This window comes from Advenella mandrilli, assembly GCF_016595155.1.
In the GTDB taxonomy this organism is placed as follows: Bacteria; Pseudomonadota; Gammaproteobacteria; order Burkholderiales; family Burkholderiaceae_B; genus Advenella; species Advenella mandrilli.
This window is the reverse complement of sequence record NZ_JAENGP010000013.1, coordinates 101,810-118,525: the sequence shown is the minus strand read 5'-3', so window position 1 is coordinate 118,525 and position 16,716 is coordinate 101,810. Positions and strand designations below refer to the sequence as shown.

Below are 16,716 nucleotides of genomic sequence, written 5' to 3'. Positions count from 1 at the left end.
CACTATCCGAAATGACATCTTTTGAACACTGGCTCTATCAGCTTTCCCATTTATTCTTTATCCCGGTCATGTTCCTGATCCTGCTGGCACTGGTTTATTCTTTCATGGCGTTGGGCGCCTTACTTGCCGAAGCATGGCAAAAAAAACGCAATAAGTATCAATCCGTTCTGCTGGCTCATTACAAAAAAAACGGTGGCAAGCCCGATGATCTTGAATTATGGATTATGCGGCGGCTGGAATGGCTGCGGATTACCTCACGCAATACGCCCATGCTGGGGCTGATTGCCACCATGATTCCCATGGGACCGGCCCTGCTGGCCCTGACCCGCCAGGACACGCAAGGTGTAGGTGAAAACATGGTGGTTGCCTTTTCTGCGGTTATTATTGCCCTGATCGGTTCCAGCCTGAGCTATCTGGTGCTAACCATCCGGCGGCGCTGGCTGCTTGAGGAACTGCGTCAGGTAGAACAGGCACAAGAGGCACAGGTATGAGGTTTTTAAACGAAGAAGATGATGATCCGCTGCTGTCGGTTGTTAACCTGATTGACGTATTCCTGGTTGTTATTGGGGTGTTGATGATTGTGATTGTGCAGAACCCGCTTAACCCGTATGCCAAAGAAGATGTGATTGTGATCGAATCACCCGGCACCGATCAAATGAAAATGACCATCAAGCAAGGCAAGGAAATGACCCGCTATGAGTCCAGCAATGAAATTGGCGAGGGTGAAGGCGCCCGGGCCGGTGTCACTTACCGGCTGAATGACGGTCGCATGATTTACATACCCGAAGCGGAGTAATAAAACCGCAGGCAAGCAATTTGAAGCGCCTAAGGTAGCCTGATTGATTGTCTGCGGTTGCTGCCAACTCAATATATTCTGCCAGCACCCTTACGCTGGCAGAATTGGCGATATTTACTTCACATATTTACGGAACTCGGGTTTGCGTTTCTCTCGGAATGCATTGCCCCCTTCCTTGGATTCATCGGTATCGTAATACAGTTTCAGGGCATGCATGGACAGTGAAGACATGCCACGAATCATTTCGCTGTCCACATTGAATGAGCGTTTTGCCAACGCAATGGCAGTCGGGCTTTTCTCATTGATTTCATCGCACCACTTCTGTACCTCTTCGTCCAGCTGATCGTGCGGCACCACTGCATTTACCAACCCCATCTGCAAGGCTTCCTGGGCTGTATAACGACGGCACAAATACCAGATTTCACGGGCCTTTTTCTCACCCACCACACGTGCCAGGTAAGCCGTGCCAAACCCCGGATCAACCGAACCCACCTTGGGGCCAACCTGCCCCATTTGCGCTTTATCTGATGCGATGGCCAAATCACATACCGTCACCAGCACATTCCCGCCACCTATGGCAAAGCCGTTCACACGGGCAATCACCGGCTTGTTAATATCGCGAATCACACTTTGCAATTCTTCTACCGGCAAGCCAATCACGCCACGGCCACCGTAATCGCCATCTTTGCCTGACTGGTCACCGCCAGTACAAAATGCCTTATCGCCGGCTCCGGTCAATACCACTACGCCAACACTGCGATCTACATCGGCACGCTTGAATGCATCAATCAATTCTTCGCAGGTTTGTGCATCGAAAGCGTTATACACCTCGGGGCGGTTAATGGTAATACGGGCCGTGCCGTTATTGACTTCGTACAGAATTTTTTCGTATGACATGATGAGTCTCTCTTTACTGGAAAATTGTTTTAAATTTTAAATTTAATAATCGGTTAGCCGACCATGGTCAGGCCACCTGAAACACTGATAACCTGCCCGGTAATAAAGGAGGCCTCGTCACTGGCCAGGAAGGCCACCGCACCGGCCAGGTCTTCGGGCTGGCCAAGGCGGCCAAAAGGAATGGCGCGGGTCAGGCCATTACGCAGCTTTTCACCATACTCACCCTCACCACAAAAATCACGGAACAAGGGGGTATCGGTCGGGCCCGGGCACACCACGTTAACGTTGATCTGTTTTCTGGCAAGTTCACGGGCAATGGTTTTGGAAAAGGCGATCAGGCCACCTTTGCACATGGCGTAAACAGACTCGCCACTGGAACCGACACGAGCCGCATCCGAAGCAATATTAACCACACGGCCCTTACCCCGTTCAGACATGCCTTTTAATACGGCATGATGCATATACAGCACACCGTAAAAGTTGATATCCACGATTTTTTCCCACAGTTCTTTATTGGTATCCAGGAAATTACCGGCACGATCCCAGCCCGCATTGTTGACCAGGACATCAATTGGCCCCAGCATGCTTTCAATATTATTCACACATTCAATAACCGATGCCTGACTGGTTAAATCAACCAGGAAGGTTTGCGCAAAACCACCAGCTTGCGTAATTTGCGCCACGGTTTTATCACCCGCTTCCTGGTTGATATCCACCACGGCAACCTTGGCACCGGCCTGGCCAAAACGCTTGCAAATGGCACTGCCAATACCACCACCGCCACCTGTCACCAATACAACTTTATCTTTTAATCCAAACATCGTGTTTCTCCACTAAAATAAGTCTATATGCTTAATGAACCAATTTCTTACCAAACAACCATGACCACTTCCGATCAAGACAAAGAAGCAGCTATTTATGAAATCAACAATCGGCTTTTTTTCCGGTTTTTCCAGGCTGCCAATACCCTGCATACCAAAGGCACACAGGCGCTGGAGGAATTTGGTGTAACCACCCAGCAATGGTCGGTGCTGGGTGCCCTGTCACGGCCCAAGGCAGAAAATGGCATGAGCGTGAATGAACTGTCCCGCTACCTGCTGATTACCCGCCAGAACCTGACCGGCCTGCTTGGCCGTCTTGAACGTGATGGCTATATCACCCGCACGCCCAGCACCGAAGACCGCCGCTCTATTAAAGTTTCCTTAAGCCCCAAAGGAAAAGAGCTTTGGAAAAACCTGGCCGAACCCATTCATCAGTTTTATGACCTGGCCCTGAAAAACATTTCCTTTGATGATCGCCTGGCCATGATCCATTACATCAATACCTTGCAATACAATATGTCTAAACTTTAGGCTTTAACTTAATTTAAGGCCTGTTTTTGAACGGGCGATAATCATTTTCATGATTTGCGCCGTACCATCGCCAATTTGCAGGCCAAGCACATCCCTTAAACGCTGTTCATAAGGGAAGTCTTTGGCATAACCGCCATGACCGTGAAACAGCAGGCACTGGTTAATAATGTCGTAAGACAGCTTGGGCCCCCACCATTTGCACATGGCTGCCTGTGCGGTGTGGGGCAAATCATTGTCTTTAAGCCAAAGCGTTTCCAGGCAAACCAGACGGGCCGCCTGATAATAGGTTTCATATTCGGCCAGCGGAAAACTGACCCCCTGGTTTTCAATAATAGGCTTGCCAAAAGTTTCACGCTCTTTGGCATATTCCCAGGTTTCATCCAAAGAGGCACGCGCCACCGCCAGGCACTGCAGCCCGATTAACGCCCGGCTATAGTCAAAACCCTGCATGACCTGGGTAAAGCCTTTACCCTCTTCGCCCAGCATATGGCTGGCCGGCACTTTGACCCCATCAAAAAACATTGAACCCCGGCCCACGCAACGCGTACCCAAGTCATCAAAAGCGGTGCTGGTAATACCGGGCAGATCCATGGGCACCAGGAAAGCGCTAATACCTTTGGCCCCTTTGATATCGCTGTTGGTACGGGCAAACACCACGGCCACATCGGCCTGGTCGGCCATGGAAATGGACGTTTTTTCACCCGTCAAGACAAAATGATCGCCCTCTTTGACCGCTTTCAATTGCAACGCTGCGGCATCCGAACCAGCCGAGGGTTCGGTCAGGGCAATCGCAATCAATTTTTCTCCGGTAATGATTTTGGGCAACCATTCCTGCTTAAGTGATTCACTGGCAAAACGGTTAACGATCTGGCCACATAAAGACACCAGCAAGCTGACATAAGCCATATTGAAATCCGAGGCGGAAAGCTGCTCAAGCAGCAGGCCACTGGTCACACAATCCATGTCCAGGCCACCATAAGCCTCGGGCATTTCCACGCCCAGCAAACCCAAATCACCCATCTGGCGCACAATATCCCGCTCCAGGCGTCCGGTTTTATCGCGTGATTGATAGCCCGGGGCCAGTACCTCACGGGCAAACTTGCCAGCACTTTCCACCAACACGCGCTGATCTTCTGTTATTGAAAATTCCATATTGCCTCTTCAACCTTTATAGAATATATGTAAATATATTTACCTAATAACTATAATTACACAATCTTTACCCAAGATCAACAAAATTGGCCTGCTAATAGATAAAAAACTCAAAACAAAGGGAAAACACCAGTATTTTAATTGTCGCCAATAGGGAAGAATAATAAAAAGAATTATGCAAATATGTTTACTTATGTTCAAATAATAAACATATATCTATCCAGCATTAGGTTCTTTCATCCACGACTATTACCCTCGAGACAGATCATGAAATTTGACACATCCCTGATTGATGCACGCAAAGAAACAATGATAAAAAACGGCTTCTGGAAAAACAGGACTATCGAACACTTCTTCAAACAGGCACTGGAAACACAGCCCGATAAAACCGCCATTGTTGCCTATACAGTAGATGGCAGCAAGCATGAGCCCGTACGGCTTTCCTATCGCCAGTTAAATGAGCGCATAGACAGCATTGCCAAATCCCTTATCCGCCTGGGAATCCAGCGTTCTGATGTCGTCAGTTTCCAGATTCCCAATAGCTGGGAGTTTATTGCCATTTCTCTGGCTTGCGCCCGGATTGGTGCAGTGGCAAACCCCTTGATGCCTATTTTTCGCGATCGCGAATTAAGCTATATGCTGAAATTTCTTCAATCCAAGATTTTTATTGTTCCTTCTGTCTACAAAAACTTCAATTACGAAGCAATGGCTGAGCGCCTGCTGCCAACCATAGACTCCCTGCAGCATATTGTGGTGCTAGGCGGTGAAGGAGAAAACAGTGTCGACAAACGTCTGCTTGCCGATACCTCCGCCGCCCCCCTGGTTGCCGACCCCGTTAAACCCAATGACATTCTTCTCTTATTGTTTACGTCGGGCACCACCGGTGAACCCAAAGCGGTCATGCACACATCCAACACCCTGCTTGCCGCCCTTGACGGCTTCATGGACTCGCTTGAACTCAAAGACAGCGAAATTATCCTGGGTGCTTCTCCAATGGCGCACCTTACCGGTTATGGCTATCTGGCCATGCTACCTATCGTCCTGAACTCAACCACGGTTGTCATGGACAGCTGGGCCCCCAATATCGCCCTGCAAATCATTAAAGACGAAGCGGTTACGTTCAGCATGGCCTCCAGCCCCTTTGTGCAAGACATGTGCAATGCCACTGAAAAGGGAGCGCCCCGTTCCCCGCAATTTACCAAATTCTGCTGCGCAGGCGCGCCCATTCCTCCCATTGTGATAGAGCGTGCCCACAAAATCATGAACCTCACGGTATGCTCGGCCTGGGGCATGACCGAAAACGGTGCGATCACGATTACGGAACCCACCATGGCACTGGAAAAATCCAGTATTAGTGACGGCAAGGCCATACCCGGCATTGAACTGAAAATTGTGGATGGCAACGATAATGAATTGCCGCAAGGTGAAACCGGACGCCTGCTGGTACGGGGTGCTTCCCAGTGTGTGGGTTATTACAAAAAACCCGAACTTAACGCACTAACCGACGATGACTGGTTTGACTCTGGCGATCTTGCCTTCATGGACCAGGATGGCTATATCCGCATTAATGGCCGCAGCAAGGACATTGTTATTCGCGGTGCCGAAAACATTCCTGTTGTTGAAATTGAAAACCTGCTTTACCAGCACCCTGCCATCGCCTCGGTTGCCATTGTAGGCTTCCCCGATGAGCGCCTGGGCGAAAGGGCATGTGCCTTTGTAACCCTGAAAGAAGGTGCCCGCTTCTCTTTTGAAGAAATGATTCAATACCTGACTGAGAAAAAAGTGGCTAAACAGTATTTCCCCGAGAAACTGGAGATAAGAAGCGATTTACCCCGCACCCCCAGTGGCAAACTGCAAAAATTCATGCTTCGTGAGGAAGCCAAATCCTTCCAACTCGACTGATCTTTCATGCTGGGACACCCCGGTCATGGGCAAAGCGACAACTATGGACTGATTGATATGAAAGCAGCCCTGAACCGGTCTTTAAATGAAGGGCTCGCCTTTAGGCGAAAAATGCTTTATGCTAGTTTTGCACTGGAAGGTCGCAAGGAAAGCATGAATGCCTTTATTGAAAAACGACCGGCCAATTTCAATAATCGTTAATAAAAAACGGACTATGTCCGTTTTTTACCAATCAGGCATTTTATATACATGGACACGATTGAGCAATTACCCCAAAACACGGCTTTAGCGGCCATTACCAGCCGTAAAAGTATCCGAGGCTTTTTGCCAGATACCATTCCGGCCCAACTATTACACACCCTGCTACAAACCGCCTCACGTGCGCCCAGTGGCAGCAATATCCAGCCCTGGAAAGTACATGTCGTTTCGGGCCAGGCCCGCGATGCATTGTCAGCAGCCCTGCTTGATGCTTTCCATGCCAGCACGCCCAACCAATGCGAATACCAGTATTACCCCAAAGAATGGCGTGAACCCTACCTAGCCCGGCGTCGCGAAAACGGCTGGTCACTATACAATATTCTGGGTATCCAGAAAGGCGATAAAGCTGCCATGCAACGCCAGCATGCCCGCAACTTTGAGTTTTTTGATGCGCCCGTTGTCTTATTTGTTACGCTTGACAGTGACATGGAACAAGGCAGCTGGCTGGATACCGGCATGTTCATACAAAACATCATGATTGCCGCTCGCGCCCTGGGCCTGCACACTTGCCCGCAAGTCGCCCTGGTCAATTACCCGGCCATTGTCAAACAGCATCTGGCTATTTCGGCTGAACAAACCCTGGTCTGTGGCATTTCCCTTGGCTATGAAGATACGTCCAACCCGGCCAATAACCTGGTGACCACCCGGGTGCCACTGGAAGAATTCGTGACTTTTCACGAGTAGTTTCCAGGCAGGAAAACATAAAGGTTCAAGATCCCCCTGGCCTGATCATGGTAGTCTGGCAAAAACTTAAGGTACACTTTGGTTCCTTCTTTCTTCTCTCCTTAATGACCATGCCAACCACCTGGAGACCCTTTGCCTGGGTCGGTGCCGCGCTTTGTGCCGGTACCATGGGTACTGCCCTGGCAAGCCCACTCTATCCGTTTTATCAAGCCCTGTGGGATCTGCAGCCCAGCGAAATCACCTATATTTTCATCGCCTATATGATGGGTGTCCTGGTTACCCTTTTGTTTCTGGGCAAGGTAACCGCCCACTACGGCTTTTTACCCGTTCTAAAAGGGGGGATGGTTTTTTCCATTATTGGCCTGGGTATTTCCGCCCTGGCCATTTCCCCCTTCCTGCTTGGCCTGGGGCGGGTAACCATAGGCATTGCCTCGGGCATGATTAGCACGTCAGCCATACTTGGCATGAGCCAGGTTCTGCCGACCAGCCACAAATCCAGGGCAGGGCAAATTGCCTCTATGGTTAGTGTGGCTGGGTTTGGCTTGGGGCCGTTCATCAGTGGCTGGATTGCCCAGTTTTTACCCTATCCGCTGGTCACCCCCTACCTAACCGTCCTGGTGCCCAGCATTGTTATTCTTTATGGTTTACGATCTGTCAGGCAAGAAATACAAAGCAAACCGGGCCGCCCTTCTTTCCTGCCCAAACTTGAGATGCCGGCAGAGCCTGGCTCCAGGCCACTCTTCCTGATTATTTCCATGACTGCTTTTGCCGCGTTTGGCATATTCAGCCTTTATGGTTCACTGGCCCCCTCTTTTCTTGAAGAAATGATTCCCTGGAGCGGTCCTGCCGTTAGCGGAACAGCGATTGCTTCTGTCCTGTTCATTTCCGGCTGCACCCAATTCGTGCTCAGGTCCCTACCCCTGCACCAGACTTTATATCTGGGGATGCTGTTTCTGTTACTGACCTGTCTGGCATTGGGGCTAACTATAAGTACCCATTCCATCCTGTTATTTGTGGTTTCGGATATCCTGGCAGGACTGGCTCACGGTGCCACCCTGCTGGCTACGTTTGGCATTGTGGGGCAGCTCAGCACCCCTGAAAACCGGGGTCCTCTTTTTTCCACTTATTTATTTATTGGCTATTTGGGAACCATTATGCCCATTGTTTCGGTTGGACTATTGGCCGATGCTTTTGGTCTGCTATCGGCCGTTATTATCTTTTGTATTAGCATGGGCCTGCTGGCTCTGGGACTGATCGCATTTAAATTCAGGCAAGACCGGGCTGTTCCAAAATAAACAAGACTGAAAAATAAAAAACCTGCATTCAAGCCAAGCTGGCGAGCAGGTTTATGCTTTCCCTTTAAGATTCATCAGGCGATCAAAGAATAACCACCCGAAAAACATCACTGGGCATTGCCAACCGCCTCATTACCCGTGCTTTCATGGTTGACATGAACAGATTGGTTACTAACACTGGAGGAGCTGACCAGCTCTGATGTGCCGGTAATTAGGGGAAGATTGGTAATGGTTTGATGTTGGAGAAATAACAGGGTTTTATTACGATCATCGCAAGGACCCACGCAATTTATCCTGGCAGTTCTGTCTTCCAGCTTATCCTTTTCGAAGCTCTGGAATTTCAACTCACCATTATTGGTTTGAGTGTTTTTGAACCCTGTTTCCAGGGGGGCAGAATATTCAAAATTGGCAGCGACAACCGGTGTTGAAAAAAAACCAGTTCCCATGACAGCAAAAGTGGTGATAAAAATAAATGCTTTTTTCATGCTGCACCTCCGGAAGGTAAAAACAGGAAAGCCAATTTATTAACCCCAATGGCCATTTCGTATAGAATACACTTAAACAATTGAAAAATAAACTCTATTTTTGTTACTGGACTAATGAGGCTGCCATGGACATGATCCCCATTTATACAATGAAGTCCGAACCGGAGGCCGCAGTCATTTCTTCATTAATGACTGCCTATGATATTAATTTTATTATTTCAGGGCGTGGATTCAGCTCCATGTATCCTGGCGCGGTATCCACAAGCCTGAATGAACAGATCCTGATGGTTCAGGCTGACCAGGTTGAACTGGCCCAAACCCTGCTTGAACCCTTTTTAAACAATTAACCATACTTTATGGCCCTTACTTTATTGGCCAGGCCTGCCAATAAAGTAAAAGGTCAATCCACTTCGCTTTTGTCAATTTCCTTGGGTATGCCTATCGCCCGCTTAATCAGCCGCCAGGCAATCAGCCCAATACCCAAAAACAAGATGCCCAGAACAATGGCAATTAAAAAATAGCTGAAAATACTCATGTTTTCCCCGATGTCATTGGCTTGCACCCCATTGGCCAAGCAGCTCTTTTATTTGTTCCCTGTTACAGTCATTCCAAAGTGCCGCAGCAAGTAACAGGCGAGCCTTGCGGGGACACAACCACTGCCCCATTAAAACACCGTTTTGCTGCAGGTCTATTTCTGCCCCTTTATAACCATAAACCGCGTTGGTGGTACTGCCCGCAGCGGTTCTGGAACAGACCAGCACCGGTATCCGCCCGGCAGCCGCCACCAGCACATTGCGCATGGGTTCAGAGACATGGCCCGAGCCGAATCCGGCAATCACCACCCCTTGGTATGCGGCATGTTCAAGCGCCAGCAAAATAATATCAGGGTCATCGCTTATCGCATGTTCAAAGAGCAATACTTTCTTGTTGAAACTGGCCGGAATGGGCAGTTGCGGCTTGCGAACCGTTGGCCTGAAATATTGCACCCGGTTTTCAAGCACCACCCCCACTACACCAAATACCGGTGACTCAAAGGCGTTAACCCGGGTTGAATGGACTTTGCGTACATGCCGCGCCTCATGAATGTCATCATTCATGACAACCAGCACCCCCCTGTTGGCGGATGCCTGGCTGCAGGCAACCGCTACCGAAGCCAGCAAATTGGCAGCGCCATCAGCACCGGGCGCTTCTGGCGAGCGCATGGCTCCCATCAATACCAAGGGCTGGGTATGGCGCCAGAAAAGATCCAGAAAAAAGGCGGATTCTTCAAGTGTATCGGTACCCTGGGTAATAATGACACCAGCAGCCCCCTTTTCCACTTCTTTTTCGGCCCATGCCAGGCAATTGAAAAGATGCTCAAAACGGATAGAACCACTGGGCAGTTTTTCCAGGGTCTGCAGGCTAAGTTCTGCCATATTGGCAATACCCGGCACGGTTTGCGCCAGCTCCCGGGCACCCAGTGTGGCAGTGACCCCGCCAGACGGGCTGGCTGTCATGCTGATGGTGCCCCCCAAGGCGCCAATGGCGATCCGTTTCTTGCTCATTATTTTTCCTTGTTGGCCAATGCTTAAATAAGGCTGGCAATCGCCCTGCCAATTTCTGTGGTATTGGCCGACCCGCCCAGGTCACGGGATTTGGGCCCTTGCACCAGAATGGTTTCAATCGCAGCCATAATGGCATCATGGGCCTGTGCGCAGGCGGTATTCTGTTCGCTGAAAAAGTCTAACATCATGGCGCCGGACCAGATCATGGCAATCGGGTTGGCAATGTTCTGCCCGTAGATATCGGGGGCAGAACCGTGTACCGGTTCGAACAGGGACGGGAAGGTACGGTCTGGGTTCAGGTTAGCCGAAGGAGCCAGGCCAATCGTACCGGTACATGCCGGCCCCAGGTCGGACAGGATATCGCCAAACAGGTTAGAGGCCACCACCACATCAAAGCGGTCGGGCTGCAGCACAAAGCGGGCAGAAAGAATGTCGATATGCTGTTTATCCCATTGCACCTGTGGGTATTCTTGCGCCATTAAGGCCACCCGTTCATCCCAGTAAGGCATGCTAATTGAAATGCCATTGGATTTGGTGGCGGCCGTGAGTTTTTTACGTTCGCGCCTGGCCGCCAGTTCAAAGGCATATTTCAGAATGCGGTCTACGCCCTTGCGGGTAAAGACCGATTCCTGCAATACCAGTTCACGGTCGGTGCCTTCAAACATTTTTCCGCCTACCGACGAATATTCGCCTTCGGTGTTTTCACGTACGACCAGGAAATCAATATCGCCGGGCTGCCGGTTGGCCAGCGGGCATGGCACGCCAGGTAACAGCTTGACCGGACGCAAGTTAACGTACTGGTCAAAATCACGCCGGAACTTAAGCAAAGACCCCCACAGGGAAATATGGTCTGGCACGGTATCAGGCCAACCTACGGCACCAAAATAAATGGCATCAAACTGCTGCAGGGTTTCAAACCAGTCATCAGGCATCATTTTGCCGTGACGGGCGTAATAATCACAACTGGCCCATTCAAATTCTTCTATGTGCAAATCCAGCCCAAATTTTTCCTGTGCCGCTTTCAATACGCGCAAGCCCTCGGGCATGACCTCTTTACCAATACCATCTCCGGGAATGGCCGCAATTCTGATTTGTTTTGTCATTTTCATCCAGCAAAAAATAAATATTGTTATTAACTCAAACTATGCTTTGTTAAGGTAATATCTTAACCAGATATGTCCACCTTGCAAGCCGTGAATCCCATTCAGCCAAAAAAATGCAGGGAGAAAAGCTCCCAAAAAAAATCCTCCTGTTGCCGGCGTGTACCATCCGGCTACAGGAGGATCTGGTGAGTTTGCAAAAACGGACTCGTTTAAATTACTAATCGTTTATCGCTTATAACTTCTCGGTTTCGCCCGACGTGGGTTTCCAGGTCAGGAAATGTTTCTCGGTAAGGCTGACCATTAAATCCAGGATCAGCGCAAACACGGTTAACACAATAATGCCGGCCACCACCGTATTGATATCGAAGGTGCCTTCGGCCTGCAAAATAAGGTAACCCACCCCGCTGGCCGAACCCAGGTACTCACCCACCACAGCCCCCACAAAGGCCAGGCCTACCGACGCGTGCAGGCTTGAAAATACCCAACTGGTTGCCGAAGGCAAATAAACATGGCGCAGCAATTGCTTGCGGTTGGCACCCAGCATTTTTGCATTATCAAGCAATGTAGGGCTAACTTCTTTAATGCCCTGGTACACGTTAAAAAACACAATAAAAAACACCAGTGTCACGGCCAGCGCCACTTTTGACCAGATTCCCAGGCCAAACCACATGGCAAAAATAGGCGCCAGAATAACGCGGGGCATAGAGTTGAGTGCCGTCAGGAACGGATCAAGCACCAGGCTGGCGGTTTTAGACAGGCCTAGCCACAAGCCAAACAGCATCCCGAAAACCGTACCAATCACAAAAGCCAGTAGGGTTTCACTTAAGGTAACGCCCAAATGCCGGTAAATATTGCCATCGGCAATAAACCAGTCCCAGATGGTTTGTGCCACCCCAAATGGCCGGCCGAAGAAGAAAGCCACGTTGTCGTTAAGGGAAGCGAAATACCAAATACCCAGTATTGACGCCAGAATAATAAATTGCCACAACCGGAAGTTGCGCGTGTTAGGTTTAATTGAATTCCACATATCAGGACCGTTTCTGTTGATCATACCCTTTCAGGACTTCTTCGCGCAGGACATCCCAGATTGCCTTGTGCAGCTCGGTAAAGCGGGTATGGGAACGAACCTCGGCAACATCACGGGGCCGGGGCAAATCAATCTTGAACTCGCCAATAATATGCGTTCCCGGGCCTGCCGAAAGAATAACCACCCGGTCACTCATGGCTATCGCCTCATCCAGATCATGGGTAATGAACAAAACGGCCTTGCGCTGGCTCATCCAGATTTCCAGCACTTCGTTTTCCATGAGTTGGCGGGTCTGGATATCCAGGGCGGAAAACGGTTCATCCATCAGGATAATATCGGGGTCACGAATCATGGTTTGCGCCAGCATGGCCCGTTTGCGCATACCCCCCGACATTTGATGGGGGTACTTGTTAACGGCATGTGACAAACCCACCCGCTGCAGCCAATCCATGGCCCGGGAACGAGCCTGTTCTTTGGGAATATTGGCAAACTCAAGCCCGGCCATCACGTTCTCAATCGCACTGCGCCAGGGCATAAGTGCCTCGCCCTGGAACATGTACCCCGCCCGATGATTAATGCCTTGCAAGGGTTGGCCAAACACCTTGACCGTACCGGAAGACGGCTCCAGCAAACCGGCCCCTACATTAAGCAGGGTTGATTTGCCGCAACCGGTTGGGCCCACGACAGAGACAAACTCACCCGGTGCGATATGCAAGGTGGCGTCACGTAGCGCGGTATATTTTTCGTTTTTATTATCACGTGACACAAAGGTACACGTGATTTTATCCATTGATAATGCAGGTTCTGACATATTGATTTAAGCGTTTTAGGCTTTTTCAGCAAAATCGTTGGTCCAGCATTTGGACAAATCTATCGCCTCAGCGTTGAAGTTTTTAATGTAACTGGCCAATGCTTTAAGGGCCGTTTCAGGACCTTTCTCGTTCATCAGGCCATTGGGTGACAAACCCTCGAAACTTTTGGTCAAGGCCAGCTTGTACACCTCGGGATTACCTAACAGGTAATTTTCGGGAACCACCTTCATAACTTCATCGACCCCCACCTGCTGGATCCACTTGTCGGCTTTTACAATGGCATTGGCCAACGCCTGGGTCGTATTGGGATTTTCATCAATAAAGCGTTGTGACGCATACAGGCAGCCTGAAGGCATGGGGCCGCCAAAAATATCTTCGGTAACCTGCAGGCTGCGGGTATCGGCAATAATCTGGATATCCCCCGCAAAATCAAGAATACTTAGTACCGGGTCTACGTTACTGATGGCATCAATCTGCCCTGAACGCAAGGCAGTAACGGCACCAGCACCGGCACCGACACCAATAATAGACACATCGGAATCTTTCAAGCCATGTTGTTTCAGGAAAAAGCTAACCAGCATATTGGTGGACGAACCCGGCGCCGTGACACCGATTTTTTTGCCTTTCAGGTCTGCCGGCGACTGGTAATCGGGCATGTTCATTTTGGACACCGCCAGGCCAATCATGGGCGCACGCCCCTGCAGCACAAAAGAACGGTAAAACTGTTTCTTGGCCTGCAGGTTAATGGTGTGTTCGAACGCACCGGAGCAAACATCGGCACTGCCACCCACCACGGCCTGCAAGGCTTTTGAACCGCCGGCAAAGTCGGCGATTTTCACATTCAGGCCTTCGTCCTTGAAGTAGCCATTGATGTCAGCAATGGATAACGGCAGGTAATACACCAGCGCCTGGCCACCTACCGCGATTGAGACATCTGTTTTTTCCAGTTTTTTATCTTGGGCACGCACAAAAGCAGGGGCCATGGCGGCCAAACCGGAAATACCGGCCACTTTCATTAGATCACGACGGGAAATAGCCATTTTCAATCTCCTACATGGATTTTCTTATAAAACAATAGAAAAAATTTACCCATTTCGGGTAAAAATAATATCAATCTATTATAGCAGAGCACTTTCCTGTTCAAGTCGCGGCAATCGCGCCGTGGTTGAATCGGGTCATTACCTGGCTTTTTTATACGTAAATACCCAATTCTCCCAACTGTCAGCGGCCCTGCTTTCAGGCCGACTGGCTTTGCTTTTCTGCTACACCGGACAAGTTCCGGGCAATCGACGCAAAGTCATGCCCGGTGGGCGATTGATGCAGGCGCAGCCCAAACTCGGGAACCACGGCAAAAACATGATCAAAAATATCAGCCTGGATACTTTCATATTCAACCCACGCCACGGTATTGGTAAAGCAGTAAATTTCAATAGGCACACCATCTTCAGTGGGGGCCAACTGCCGGACCATGATGGTCATGTCTTTGCGGATATTGGCATGATTGCGCAAATACGTTTCCAAATAGGCCCTGAAAGTACCTATATTAGTTAACCGCCGGCCATTCAGGGCCGTGCTTAAGTCCCAGTTATGCTCCTGGTTGTGTTTTTCAACCTCCCGGCTTTTATCCAGAATATAGCTGGCCAACAAACGGCTTCTGGCCAGCTTTTTCATTTCTGTCTCACTGATAAAATTAATGCTGGTCACATCAATATTAACGGAACGCTTGATACGGCGCCCTCCCGATTCCGACATTGCCCGCCAGTTCTTGAACGAATCTGAAATAAGCGCATAAGTGGGTACCGTGGTGATCGTGTTGTCCCAGTTCTGGACCTTGACCGTTGTCAAGCCAACATCAATCACCGCGCCATCGGCATTATATTTGGGCATTTCCAGCCAGTCACCCAGCTTGAGCATATGGTTGGCCGACAACTGTATACCTGCCACCAAACCCAGAATGGGGTCTTTGAATACCAACATCAAGACCGCCGTCATGGCACCCAAACCACTAAGCAAAATAACCGGTGAACGGCCAATAAGCAGGGAAACAATGAAAATACCCACCGCAATGGAAGCGACCAGCTTGATGGTCTGGAAAATCCCGTTTAAAGGAAGCTGTGTGGCCACCTGCCTTTTATAACACCAGTCCAGCAGGATATTCAGCGTTGAAAACAAGGCGAGCAGTGCATAAATATATGTCCATATTTGCACGGCAATTAATATGCTATTCAGAAGCCTTCCCTGTAATAGCCATAAATTGGCCTGTATACCGACCAGGATCCCCTGAATAAAAAAGACTACGTGGCTGAGCAGACGAGAATGGCTTAATAGCTGTAAAAACAGATACGGGGATTTTTGCATATGCGCCCGCAAAAATCGTACCACCCCATAATGCAGGATGAAATGAATGATAACGGTTGTAATGAAAATCAAGCCCAGCGCAATCCAGGTGGCCTCGTTTTCCGTCACGTCATATTCCCAGGCTTTAAGCCAATAGGACAAGGGTTCCAGCATGTGTTGTTCCTGTTTGTTTACTTCGGAGATTAAAAAATAACGCCCCGATTAACGGGGCATGAACCTGAATATTATTAAACCATCTATAAGAAACAATATCAAACCTTAAGAACTTGTCCGTCGCTGGCCACCTTGACATTAGCCGGCAGGGAGGCGGGATTGTTAATGAGCCAGTTATCCATTTCATGGCCTATATGAGTCAGCAGCAAGGTACCAATCGCCAGGCCCTCACCCATTTTCAGGGCCGTGTTCAGGTCATTGTGATTGCGTGGAGGCGTATCGCGAGGCGGATGGGAACAGTCTACAATGCAATAATCCAGGGGCCGCTGTTTTAAAAAAGCATACGTATCCGCCCCCAATCCGACCGTATCGGTCAAGTAGGCAATGCGCCTTTCCCCTTCCTCAAACAAATAACCAAAACAGGGTTTTGAATGCACCAACGGCAAGGCGGTTACCTGCAGTTGCGCGCCCAATTGTCGGGTTTCAAATGCCGCAAAAGGCTGCGAAAAATCAAGAATACCCGGATGCTTGTATAAATCGGCAAAGCCGGCTTCATCAAACGGACCATGAACCGGGATACGCATTCCCACACCCCAGCGCAAATGCAACAGGCCTTGTGCGTGGTCGGCATGATAGTGCGTTTGCAAAATACCGCTTAGCGTACCTGGCGCAAAACGCTGGCATAAATCCATATGGCCACTGTCAACCAGCCATTGCCCTGCACCACTTTGTACCAGCACGCTGCATGGCTTGCGCACAAACCGCTCATCCTGGCCAGCCCGCTGGCATGCCGGACACTGACAGTTATAAACAGGTACCTGGGCCGCATCGCCGGTGCCCAGAAATGTCAATTTCATCAAATACTCCAGAGCAAAAACCCGACTTGCATGCCGGGGCA

General features: G+C 49.7%; 20 protein-coding genes. 8 read left to right on the top strand and 12 right to left on the bottom strand.

Features of this window, described 5'->3' with window-relative positions; translation table 11 throughout:
• The first annotated feature begins 11 nt into the window (after positions 1-11).
• Both JHL22_RS12075 and JHL22_RS12070 read left to right on the top strand, forming a co-directional pair.
• Positions 12-491 carry a MotA/TolQ/ExbB proton channel family protein gene (locus JHL22_RS12075; protein WP_200237801.1) on the top strand — a complete coding sequence of 160 codons (480 nt, stop codon included), beginning with the start codon at positions 12-14 and terminating at the stop codon, positions 489-491.
• Positions 488-796, top strand: coding sequence for a DUF2149 domain-containing protein (locus JHL22_RS12070; protein ID WP_200237799.1), 309 nt, complete (start codon positions 488-490; stop codon positions 794-796). The genes JHL22_RS12075 and JHL22_RS12070 overlap by 4 nt, the downstream gene beginning before the upstream one ends.
• 114 nt (positions 797-910) lie before the next feature.
• Here the strand turns inward: JHL22_RS12070 and badI are convergent, their stop codons facing one another.
• Both badI and JHL22_RS12060 read right to left on the bottom strand, forming a co-directional pair.
• On the bottom strand, positions 911-1,693 hold the full coding sequence (badI, locus tag JHL22_RS12065) for a 2-ketocyclohexanecarboxyl-CoA hydrolase (RefSeq protein ID WP_200237797.1): 783 nt from the start codon (positions 1,691-1,693) through the stop codon (positions 911-913).
• Positions 1,694-1,746: 53 nt separating this feature from the next.
• Complete coding sequence (locus JHL22_RS12060; RefSeq protein ID WP_200237794.1) at positions 1,747-2,514, bottom strand: glucose 1-dehydrogenase; 768 nt, start codon at positions 2,512-2,514, stop codon at positions 1,747-1,749.
• A 60-nt stretch (positions 2,515-2,574) separates the two neighbouring features.
• Between JHL22_RS12060 and JHL22_RS12055 the strand changes: the two genes are divergently transcribed.
• Positions 2,575-3,045 carry a MarR family winged helix-turn-helix transcriptional regulator gene (locus tag JHL22_RS12055; protein WP_200237791.1) on the top strand — a complete coding sequence of 157 codons (471 nt, stop codon included), beginning with the start codon at positions 2,575-2,577 and terminating at the stop codon, positions 3,043-3,045.
• Positions 3,046-3,048: 3 nt separating this feature from the next.
• On the opposite strand, the gene aliB is transcribed toward JHL22_RS12055, so the two are convergent.
• Positions 3,049-4,197 carry a cyclohexanecarboxyl-CoA dehydrogenase gene (gene aliB / locus JHL22_RS12050; RefSeq protein WP_200237789.1) on the bottom strand — a complete coding sequence of 383 codons (1,149 nt, stop codon included), beginning with the start codon at positions 4,195-4,197 and terminating at the stop codon, positions 3,049-3,051.
• Positions 4,198-4,464: 267 nt separating this feature from the next.
• On the opposite strand from aliB, the gene JHL22_RS12045 reads away from it, so the two are divergent.
• From JHL22_RS12045 to JHL22_RS12030, 4 genes are read left to right on the top strand one after another with little or no spacing between them, the layout of a single operon-like run.
• Positions 4,465-6,099, top strand: coding sequence for an AMP-binding protein (locus JHL22_RS12045; protein WP_200237785.1), 1,635 nt, complete (start codon positions 4,465-4,467; stop codon positions 6,097-6,099).
• Between the two features lie 6 nt (positions 6,100-6,105).
• Positions 6,106-6,300 carry a hypothetical protein gene (locus JHL22_RS12040; protein WP_200237781.1) on the top strand — a complete coding sequence of 65 codons (195 nt, stop codon included), beginning with the start codon at positions 6,106-6,108 and terminating at the stop codon, positions 6,298-6,300.
• Between the two features lie 48 nt (positions 6,301-6,348).
• Positions 6,349-7,041, top strand: a complete 693-nt coding sequence (locus tag JHL22_RS12035) for a nitroreductase (RefSeq protein WP_200237778.1) — start codon at positions 6,349-6,351, stop codon at positions 7,039-7,041.
• Between the two features lie 47 nt (positions 7,042-7,088).
• Complete coding sequence (locus JHL22_RS12030; protein WP_200237775.1) at positions 7,089-8,336, top strand: MFS transporter; 1,248 nt, start codon at positions 7,089-7,091, stop codon at positions 8,334-8,336.
• Positions 8,337-8,443: 107 nt separating this feature from the next.
• Here the strand turns inward: JHL22_RS12030 and JHL22_RS12025 are convergent, their stop codons facing one another.
• Entirely contained in the window at positions 8,444-8,821 is a 378-nt protein-coding gene (locus JHL22_RS12025; protein WP_200237773.1) for a hypothetical protein, read from the bottom strand.
• Between the two features lie 125 nt (positions 8,822-8,946).
• Here JHL22_RS12025 and JHL22_RS12020 point away from each other — a divergent pair, with 125 nt between their 5' ends.
• Positions 8,947-9,168 carry a putative signal transducing protein gene (locus JHL22_RS12020; protein ID WP_200237770.1) on the top strand — a complete coding sequence of 74 codons (222 nt, stop codon included), beginning with the start codon at positions 8,947-8,949 and terminating at the stop codon, positions 9,166-9,168.
• A gap of 53 nt (positions 9,169-9,221) precedes the next feature.
• On the opposite strand, the gene JHL22_RS16105 is transcribed toward JHL22_RS12020, so the two are convergent.
• From JHL22_RS16105 to phnP, 8 genes are all read right to left on the bottom strand, one after another.
• The gene (locus tag JHL22_RS16105; RefSeq protein WP_268918925.1) at positions 9,222-9,356 is read right to left on the bottom strand and encodes a hypothetical protein; all 135 of its coding nucleotides are present in this window, start codon (positions 9,354-9,356) and stop codon (positions 9,222-9,224) included.
• Between the two features lie 13 nt (positions 9,357-9,369).
• Positions 9,370-10,365, bottom strand: a complete 996-nt coding sequence (locus tag JHL22_RS12015; protein WP_200237767.1) for an asparaginase — start codon at positions 10,363-10,365, stop codon at positions 9,370-9,372.
• Between the two features lie 23 nt (positions 10,366-10,388).
• Entirely contained in the window at positions 10,389-11,468 is a 1,080-nt protein-coding gene (locus JHL22_RS12010) for a tartrate dehydrogenase (protein WP_200237764.1), read from the bottom strand.
• Positions 11,469-11,700: 232 nt separating this feature from the next.
• Positions 11,701-12,495 (bottom strand): ABC transporter permease, encoded by a 795-nt coding sequence (locus JHL22_RS12005; protein WP_200237860.1) that lies wholly within the window; start codon positions 12,493-12,495, stop codon positions 11,701-11,703.
• A 1-nt stretch (position 12,496) separates the two neighbouring features.
• Entirely contained in the window at positions 12,497-13,306 is an 810-nt protein-coding gene (locus JHL22_RS12000; protein ID WP_200237762.1) for an ABC transporter ATP-binding protein, read from the bottom strand.
• A 15-nt stretch (positions 13,307-13,321) separates the two neighbouring features.
• Positions 13,322-14,347: an ABC transporter substrate-binding protein gene (locus JHL22_RS11995; RefSeq protein WP_200237759.1), complete on the bottom strand. Its 1,026-nt coding sequence runs from the start codon at positions 14,345-14,347 to the stop codon at positions 13,322-13,324.
• 196 nt (positions 14,348-14,543) lie between these two features.
• Positions 14,544-15,818 carry a mechanosensitive ion channel family protein gene (locus JHL22_RS11990; RefSeq protein ID WP_200237756.1) on the bottom strand — a complete coding sequence of 425 codons (1,275 nt, stop codon included), beginning with the start codon at positions 15,816-15,818 and terminating at the stop codon, positions 14,544-14,546.
• 98 nt (positions 15,819-15,916) lie between these two features.
• Positions 15,917-16,675, bottom strand: a complete 759-nt coding sequence (gene phnP, locus JHL22_RS11985) for a phosphonate metabolism protein PhnP (protein ID WP_200237753.1) — start codon at positions 16,673-16,675, stop codon at positions 15,917-15,919.
• Positions 16,676-16,716 lie beyond the last annotated feature (41 nt).